Source organism: Craterilacuibacter sp., from assembly GCF_051659485.1.
In the GTDB taxonomy this organism is placed as follows: Bacteria; Pseudomonadota; Gammaproteobacteria; order Burkholderiales; family Chromobacteriaceae; genus Craterilacuibacter.
In genome coordinates this window covers 1-9,045 of the sequence record NZ_JBOFOO010000390.1, presented here as the reverse complement: position 1 = coordinate 9,045, position 9,045 = coordinate 1, and the positions used below count along the sequence as shown (strand labels likewise).

The window sequence follows — 9,045 nt, the reverse complement described above, 5'->3', positions numbered from 1 at the left end:
ACCGGCGATGTATCGTTTGATCCTCAAGGCGACGTAAACAATGGTTCGGTGACGGTGTATCAGGTTAAAAACGGCAAGTGGAATGTCTTGACCACGGTCGGTGGTGCAGCGGCAGCACCGGCAGCTAGCGCTGCCCAGTAAGCCCAGCCCTGACTATGAAACGGCCTGCCTAGCAGGCCGTTTTTTCGTTCTACGCGCTGCGCCTTAGTGACAGCAAAAAATACCGGAAAAAAGAGTAAGTAGCGCACTTACTTGCTTGAAGGATAAATAAAGGCACACAAAATGCCAAAAGGGTATTGACGCCAACTTAGGCTCGGATAATATGGAGCCGTCTGTATTTCGATTGTATCCAGTCGACCGTACACAAACAGGCTGCCAACCTTACAGCCTGCAAGCCAGAATGACCAAAAACCATTCGTGGTGCATGACCCTAAAAAAGTTTGTTCAAACCATATTAAAGGGCATCCCATGCAATTCTTCCGTCTTACCCTGATTGCGGCTTCCGTCATGACCCTCGCCGCCTGCGGCAAGGGCAATGAAACCCAAAATGCCGCCGCTTCGGCGCCTGCCGCTAATAGCAGTGAAGTTATCGTCAAGATCGGCTCAGCCAACCCGCTGACCGGCCCATTCGCCCACTGGGGTCGCGATAGCGACAATGGTGTGGTTCTGGCCATTGAAGAAGCCAATGCCGAAGGCGTGACGCTGGCCGGCCAGAAAGTGCGCTTCGAAGTGGTTTCCGAAGATGATCAGGCTGATCCGAAAACAGCGACCCAAGTCGCCCAGCGCTTTCTCGATGCCGGCGTAAACGGCGTAGTCGGCCACCTGACTTCAGGCGCGACCATTCCGGCTTCACGCATTTATTCCGATGCCGGCATACCCATGGTGGCGGCCTCGGTGACCAGCCCCAAGTTTACCCAGCAAGGCTATAGCAATACCTTCCGTATCATTGCCAATGACACCCAGCAAGGGGATGCTCTGGCCAAGTTTGCCGTAGGCGAACTCAAGGCTAAAAATATCGCCATCATCGATGACCGCACCACCTACGGTCAGGGTCTGGCCGATGACTTTGCCAAAGCCGTCGAGGCGGCTGGCGGCAAGGTCGTCAAGCGCGAGTACACCAGCAATAGCGCCAGCGATTTCATGTCCATCCTGACCTCGATCAAGGGTACCCAGCCGGATCTGGTGTTCTTTGGCGGCATGGACGCGCAAGCGGGCCCCATGGTCAAGCAGATGCAGAAAATCGGCATCAAGGCGCCATTTATGGGCGCGGATGGCGTCAATACTGCCGAGTTCATCAAGCTGGCGGGCAGCGCAGCTGAAGGCAGCTACGCTTCCAGCGCCGGGGCAGCCAAAGATGTGATGCCGGGCTATGCCGGCTTTAACCAGCGTTTCAAGACCCGCTTCAAGGGCGATATTCAGGCTTACGCGCCTTACGCCTATGATGCCACCCGTGTACTTATTTCTGCCATGAAGCGCGCCGACTCGGCCGAACCGGTGAAATACCTGCCCGAGCTATCCAAAACCCAGCTTGAAGGCGTGACCGGTGCGATTGCTTTTGATGGCAAGGGTGATATCAAGCAAGGCACGGTCACCCTGTATCAGCTCAAGGGAGGCGCTTGGCAAACCGTGGGTGCGCCGCTTGCCAAGGCCGCATCAGCCGCACTGTAAAGCGGATAAGCCACGGCAAAGCGCCGCCATCAGTGCAACGGAAATGGCCGGTCTGAATCCGATACCCCTGCAAGTGGGGTGTTGAATTCAGACCGGCCATCCTATTAATACCCGGCGAGCAAGACCGGATTATTTCACAGACAAACCGACTCAAGCCGTCTGGTTATCGTCCAGTATGCGATACAGGATGCCACCCAGCACACCGCCCACGATCGGTGCCAGCCAGAACAGCCACAACTGGTCTATCGCCCAGCCGCCGGCATACAGCGCGACACCGGTACTGCGCGCCGGGTTGACCGAGGTATTGGATACCGGAATGGAAATCAGGTGCACCAGTGTCAGGCACAGGCCGATAGCCAAGGGGGCAAAACCGGCCGGCGCTTTTTTACTGGTCGAACCCATCACCACGAACACGAACATCATGGTCATCACCACTTCACAAATCAGCACCGACAGCATGCTGTAACCGCCTGGCGAATGTTCGCCATAGCCGTTACTGGCAAAGCCGCCAGCCAGATCGAAACCGGCTTTGCCGCTGGCAATCAAATACAGTACGCCACCGGCAATCAGGCCGCCTATCACTTGTGCAATGATGTAAGGCAGCAGCTTGCCTGCCGGAAAGCGGCCACCCGCCCACAGTCCCACCGAAATAGCAGGATTCAAATGACCACCGGAAATCGGCCCGATGGCATAGCACATGGACACCACGGTCAGGCCGAAGGCCAGTGCCACACCGGCAAAACCGATACCCAGTTCAGGGAAGGCTGCCGCCAGCACCGCACTGCCACAGCCACCCAATACCAGCCAGAATGTGCCGATCAACTCGGCCAAATATGCTTTCATATTCACCTCTCGGGAAGTTAGCGTTCAATTACATACAGACTGTTATGACTCAAGCCTATCGAAGGATAGCGGCCTGATACCAAGCAGGCAGCCCGGCAGAGGATGCCCACCGTCACGCCTCACACTATAGTCAGCCTGACGGCCATAGACGGCGGGTTTGTATGCAAACAATGCATGAAAAAGCCCGGCCATAAAGCCGGGCAAAATAAAAACGGGGATAGACAGACCTGCGGTGAGTTGCCTGTTTGCCCTTGCCGTTCACACCATGGCGATGCCCTGCATCAGCTTGTGCTGCGTAGTCTGTTGACGCCACGCGATCAGCCACTGGACAAGGGTAGCCGCCGACATAGGCGGGGAAATCTCGTAGCCCTGACCATCCTCGCAGCCCAGCTCAAGCAGGCGCTGCCAGATTTGCTGGCTTTCTATGCCCTCGACTACCAGACGACGACCGCTATGGCTGGCATAAGAAACCATGCTGCGGATAATCGCCTCGTTATCGGGGAATTCAATCATCATGCGTACAAAACGCTGATCAATCTTGATGGTATCAAACGGTAGCTGCTGCAGATGCACCAGCGACGAAGCACCGGTACCAAAGTCGTCCAGTGCGATGCGCAGGCCAAGCGCACGGCAGCGTACCAGCTTGTGTGCAATTTGCTGTGCCTCCTGCTGGGACAGGGTTTCCAGTACCTCTATTTCCAAGAGATGGGCGACATCGGGATGCCGGGCCAGCAAAGCCTCCAGCATAGGCAGGAAGTCGTCGTGCTTAAGTGTCATGGCAGACAGGTTGACACTGATGGGAAGCGCCTGCCCGGCTTGCTGCCAGATGACTGCATAGCGCAACGCCTCGCCCAATACCCAGAGATCCAGCTGGCGCATCAAATCTGTCGTTTCTATAGCCGGGAAAAACTGGCCCGGCGCCACAAAACGGCCATCTTTTTTCCAGCGCACCAGTGCTTCGACACCGATCACGGCATGGCTGAGCAGATTGATTTTTGGTTGAAAAAAGAGCGCCAGCTCTTGCTGTGCGATGGCCTGGGTAAACTCGCTGCGCAGGCCATGCAGGTGGCGGATTTCTTCATCCATGGCCACATCGTAATAATGCCAATGGCTGTCACCCTGATGCCGCGCCCGGATCAAGGCCAGATCGGCGCGCCGCAGCAAGGCGGCACCCGGGCTTTTGCCGGCATCATCCAGCACCACACCGCCACTAAACTTGACCTGAACATGCTCGCTTCCCAGATCAATCGGCTGCTCCAGAGTATGCACGACACGGGCAATCAGGCTTTCAAGCTGAATACCGGCGCTATCGCCATACAACAAAAAGCGCGCGGCTCCGACCCGTCCCACGCCGCAGGCCTCTGGCAACATCTCGCGAATACGGCTGGCACAAGCGAGCAAGAGCAGATCGCCGTAATCATGCCCAAGCCGGGCATTGATATCGTGAAAGCCGTCTATCGCCAGCACTGCCACCCAGCGCGGCACGCCCGAAGTAGCATCCAGCAATTCGAGCAGGCCGCTGCGGTTCGGCAAGCCGGTCAGACTGTCATGATGAGACAAATAGGCCAATTTTTGCTCTGCTTGCACCACGGCAACTTCGGGCATAACCCGTAGCAAATGGCCGGCTTCACGCCCGATAGCAGCGAGAATACCGGGATGCTCTTCCGTAAAGAAGGTCTCTGCACTACTACGCAATACCAGCAAGGCCTGTGCCTTGCCGGCCTGTATCAGGGGGATGCTTGCCGTTAGCGCTGGTGCCTCTGCCACGCTACGGTGCAAATGGCAATGTGTATCCGCAGCATCCAGTAGCCGGGTCAGCGTGGCCTCATCCAGCAGGCCGCCAGTTCCGGCCAATAGATGGCCATCGTGCAAAGCATAAAAAGCGGCGGCCGAGAAACCGTGCTTCAGGCTGGCGCTGACCAGGTATTGCGCCAATTGTGCCGGCTCCGCCTGCTGCATTTGCGGACAACCCAGTTCGGCCAGTAAGAGGGAAAGCGGCGCGATGGCTACTGGATGGCCGCTTTGCTGATAGGGCGTCAGGCTCAGGCTATCCAGTGCACCTGCCAGTTGCAACAGCATGTCGACCTTGATCCGCTTGCGAACGGACTGCATCAGCAGATCTTGAGTCGCTACATCGAGAGCCAGCCTGCCTATGCCCTCGGTAGCCGCCTGGAAATGAATCTCGCCCACGCCGGCAAAATAGGCCGGGTCCAGACCCAGGCGGGCATGGGCCTCACCCAGTTGCCGCGCGTGCCGGGCTTGCGCCTCGTCCAGCGGCAACAATAAAAGATCGAGATGATGCTTTTGCTGCTGGTCAGCCAGCAACTGCAGCCGTCCGCCCAAATGGGGCATCAAGGCTTGTGCTGCCTGACGGGACTCCAGCAGATGGCCGAAATAGCGCTGGCCAAAGCCTTGCGCTTGGGCCACCAGTTGCGGCGCGTACTGCATCAGGCATTCTTGCTGGCGGGGGCCATAGCCGACCAGACGGCAGACTTCATCTACCCCATCCACCTGCCCAAAGCGCAAGTCTGCGCGCTGACTACTCATGACACTGCTCCATCCTCACACCCCTCACCCTCTGTGCCGCTTATTTTTTTGGTGTAATGCATTATGCTAAGGAACTACCCCGCCAATGCTATGTGTTTATATCAACACCTGTAAAGATGTCGTAAGCAAAAATTACACATAAACACACTCAGGCACAAAAAAACGGACACTTTGACAGTGCCCGTTTTCATTTGGCCAACTCAAACTGCGTTTAGCCCACCCAGCGTCTGGCCGAGGCAAACATGCGGAACCAGCCACCGTTTTCACCCCAGGCATCAGGGTGCCAGCTATTCTGTACCGTGCGGAACACGCGCTCCGGATGCGGCATCATGATAGTGAAACGGCCATCTGCCGTCGTGACACCGGTAATGCCATGCGGCGAACCATTCGGATTCATCGGGTAAGTCTCGGTCGGACGGCCGGCAAAGTCGATATAGCGTAGTGCTACCAGGGCCTGATCTTCGCGGCCCGCGGCAAACACGGCACGGCCTTCACCATGACTGACCACCACCGGCAACTGGCTACCCGCCATATCGGCAAGGAAGATGGACGGCGAGGCCGGCACTTCGACCATGGCAAAGCGCGCCTCGAACTGCTCGGACGCATTGCGCTGGAACTTGGGCCAAGCTTCGGCACCCGGAATAATGGAAGACAGATTGGACATCATCTGGCAGCCATTGCACACCCCCAGGGCAAAGCTGTCCTGACGCGCGAAGAAAGCTTCAAACTCGTCACGGGCACGGGCATTAAACAGAATGCTCTTGGCCCAGCCCTCACCGGCACCCAGCACGTCGCCGTAGCTGAAGCCGCCGCAGGCAGCCAGCCCGGAAAAATCAGCCAGCGAAATACGGCCGGCGATGATGTCGCTCATATGTACATCGACCGCCTCGAAGCCAGCACGGTCAAAGGCGGCCGCCATCTCGATCTGGCCATTGACGCCCTGCTCGCGCAATACCGCCATGCGCGGTTTCTTGCCGCTGGCGATGTAAGGCGCAGCCGGATTCTGATGCGTATCGAACGACAGCTCGGCAAACAGACCGCGAGCCTTATTGTCGGACAGGAGCAGGTGTTCGCTATCGGCACAGGCCGGATTATCACGCAGGCGCTGCATGCGGTAGCTGGTTTCGCTCCATGCACGCTGCAGATCGGTGCGCGACTCGTTCAGGAGTTCTGCACCCTTGTGCTTGATGATCAGCCTGTCCTTGCTGTTGACCTTGCCCAGCACGAACAACTCTCGGCCGATACCGGCTTTCATGAAGCGGGAAATCACTTCAGCGGTATGCGCTTTTTTCACCTGCAGTACGGCACCGAGCTCTTCATTGAACAGCACGCGCATGATGCGGCCATGTAGCGCGGCTTCCGGCGTCGGCTGTACAAAATCGGAGATATAGCGCTGCGTATTGCGCCGCTCGATCACCAGTTCCTGCACGTCTATGCTCAGGCCGGTACGTCCGGCAAACATCATTTCGGACAAGGTCGCAAACAGGCCGCCATCGGAGCGGTCGTGGTAAGCCAGCAACATGTCGTCGCGCAGCAAAGACTGGATCGCATTAAAGAAGCTGGCCAACTGCATCGGACTCTCTACATCCGGCGCTCGCCCTTCCATCGCCTTCCAGACCTGGGCATAAGCCGAGCCACCCAGACGGCAGCGGCCATAACCCAGATCGATCAGGATGATATCGGTGTCCTTGTCCGCCTTAAGTTCCGGCGTCACCGTTTTACGGACATCTTCGACTGCCGAGAAGGCGGACACTACCAGTGACAGCGGCGCAGTCACCGATTTTTTGCCCGAGTCGTCCGACCATACCGTCTTCATCGACAAGGAGTCCTTGCCTACAGGAATGCTGACGCCGACTTGCTGGCACATGGCCGAAACGGCTTCCACCGTGTGGTACAGATTGGCCTCTTCACCCGGGTGTCCGGCAGCTGCCATCCAGTTGGCTGACAGCTTGACGCTGGAAATATTACCGACAAAGCTGGCGGCAATATTGGTCAGCGCTTCGCCGACCGCCAAGCGCCCCGAAGCTGGCGCGGAAAAGAGCGCAGTCGGTGTACGTTCACCCATGGCCATCGCTTCGCCGCGATAGCTGTTAAAGCCCATGGTCGTCACGGCAACGTCGGCCACCGGCACCTGCCAGCGTCCCACCATCTGATCGCGCACGGTCATGCCGCCCACGGTACGGTCACCGATGGTGATCAAAAAGCTCTTGTCGGCGACTGCCGGCAAGCGCAAGACGCGATAGGCGGTTTCTTTCAGACCGAAGCGCGAGGCATCGAATACATCTATCTGCTTGACCACACTCGCGACATCGCGTGTCATGCGCGGCGGTTTACCCAGAAGCACATTCAGCGGCATATCCACCGGCTTATTGCCGAAGACATCGTCACGGACCTGCAGATGGCCATCGTCGGTGGCGACGCCCAGGACGGCAAACGGGCAGCGTTCACGCTCGCAAATGGCGGTAAAGCGCTCCAGCGCATCAGGCATGATGGCCAGTACATAGCGTTCCTGCGACTCGTTCGACCAGATCTGCATCGGGCTCATGCCCGGCTCTTCCAGATGCACACGGCGCAACTCGAAAATCGCTCCGCGACCGGCATCGTTCACCAGCTCAGGGAAGGCGTTGGACAGGCCGCCGGCACCGACGTCATGGATGGATTCGATCGGGTTGGCAGCACCGCGCTGCCAGCAACGATCGATCACTTCCTGACAGCGGCGCTCGATCTCGGGATTGCCGCGCTGTACCGAATCAAAATCGAGGTTTTCGCTATTGGCGCCGGTATCCATTGACGATGCGGCACCGCCCCCCAGACCGATCAAGAGGCTGGGGCCACCCAACTGGATCAGCAAAGCGCCTTCGGGAATAATATTCTTGTGAATCTGCTGATTCTGGATATTGCCTGCGCCACCGGCGATCATGATCGGCTTGTGATAGCCGCGCATTTCACCCTGCACTTCTTCTTCGAAGGTACGGAAGTAGCCGGCCAGATTAGGGCGGCCGAATTCGTTATTAAAGGCAGCACCACCGATAGGACCGTCCAGCATGATGTCCAGCGCCGAGGCAATGCGCCCGGGCTTGCCGTATTCGGCCTGCGACTCGCTGTATTGCTCCCATGGCTGCTTGAAGCCGGGAATATTCAGGTTGGACACCGAAAAACCGCTCAGACCAGCCTTGGGGCGCGAGCCGCGACCGGTGGCACCTTCATCGCGGATTTCGCCGCCGTTACCGGTGGCGGCACCGGCAAACGGTGAAATAGCGGTCGGATGGTTATGCGTTTCCACCTTCATCAGGATCGCTGTCGGCTCGTGGGTATAGCCGTACTCGTGCGTATCCGGCGCAGGATAGAAGCGCTCGATAAAACCGCCCTCTATCACCGAGGAGTTATCGCTATAAGCGACCAGTGTGCCTTGCGGATGCGCGTCGTGCGTGTCGCGTATCATGCGGAACAGCGACTTTGCCTTTTTCTCGCCGTCGACAATAAATTCGGCATTGAAAATCTTGTGGCGGCAATGTTCGGAGTTGGCCTGCGCGAACATCATCAGCTCGACATCGGTCGGATTACGCCCCATGCGGGTGAAATTATCGACCAGATAATCGACCTCATCGTCGGACAGCGCGAGCCCCAGTTCGGCATTGGCCACGCGCAGTGCCGGCGCACCACCGGCCAGAATATCGACCGAGTTCATCGGCTGCGGATCAAAATGGGTGAACAGGCGCTCGGCATCATCCAGACTGGACAATACCGTTTCGGTCATTCGGTCATGCAGGAGCGCGCGCAGCGTATGGCGCTCGCTCTCACTCAGACTGGCCGCACCGGCGATATAAAAAGCCGTGCCACGCTCGATACGGCGGATTTTTTCCAGCCCGCAATGCTGGGCAATATCGCTGGCCTTGGACGCCCAAGGCGACAAGGTACCCAGACGCGGCGTCACCAGAAAGAGCTCGCCCTCTGGCTCAGAGGCGCGCACTGCCGCACCGTAAGTGA

Annotated in this window: 4 protein-coding genes; 1 reads left to right on the top strand and 3 read right to left on the bottom strand. The window is 57.9% G+C overall.

Annotation, left to right across the window (positions count from 1 at the left end; genetic code table 11):
* Positions 1-468: 468 nt before the first annotated feature.
* Entirely contained in the window at positions 469-1,668 is a 1,200-nt protein-coding gene (locus ACRC1E_RS13420) for a branched-chain amino acid ABC transporter substrate-binding protein (protein ID WP_438515594.1), read from the top strand.
* A gap of 150 nt (positions 1,669-1,818) precedes the next feature.
* On the opposite strand, the gene aqpZ is transcribed toward ACRC1E_RS13420, so the two are convergent.
* The 3 genes from aqpZ to purL all read right to left on the bottom strand — a co-directional run.
* Positions 1,819-2,511, bottom strand: a complete 693-nt coding sequence (gene aqpZ, locus ACRC1E_RS13415; protein WP_438515593.1) for an aquaporin Z — start codon at positions 2,509-2,511, stop codon at positions 1,819-1,821.
* A 258-nt stretch (positions 2,512-2,769) separates the two neighbouring features.
* The gene (locus ACRC1E_RS13410; protein ID WP_438515592.1) at positions 2,770-5,058 is read right to left on the bottom strand and encodes an EAL domain-containing protein; all 2,289 of its coding nucleotides are present in this window, start codon (positions 5,056-5,058) and stop codon (positions 2,770-2,772) included.
* A gap of 211 nt (positions 5,059-5,269) precedes the next feature.
* Positions 5,270-9,045 (bottom strand): phosphoribosylformylglycinamidine synthase (gene purL, locus ACRC1E_RS13405; protein ID WP_438515591.1); only part of this gene is annotated, 3,776 nt, incomplete at its 5' end.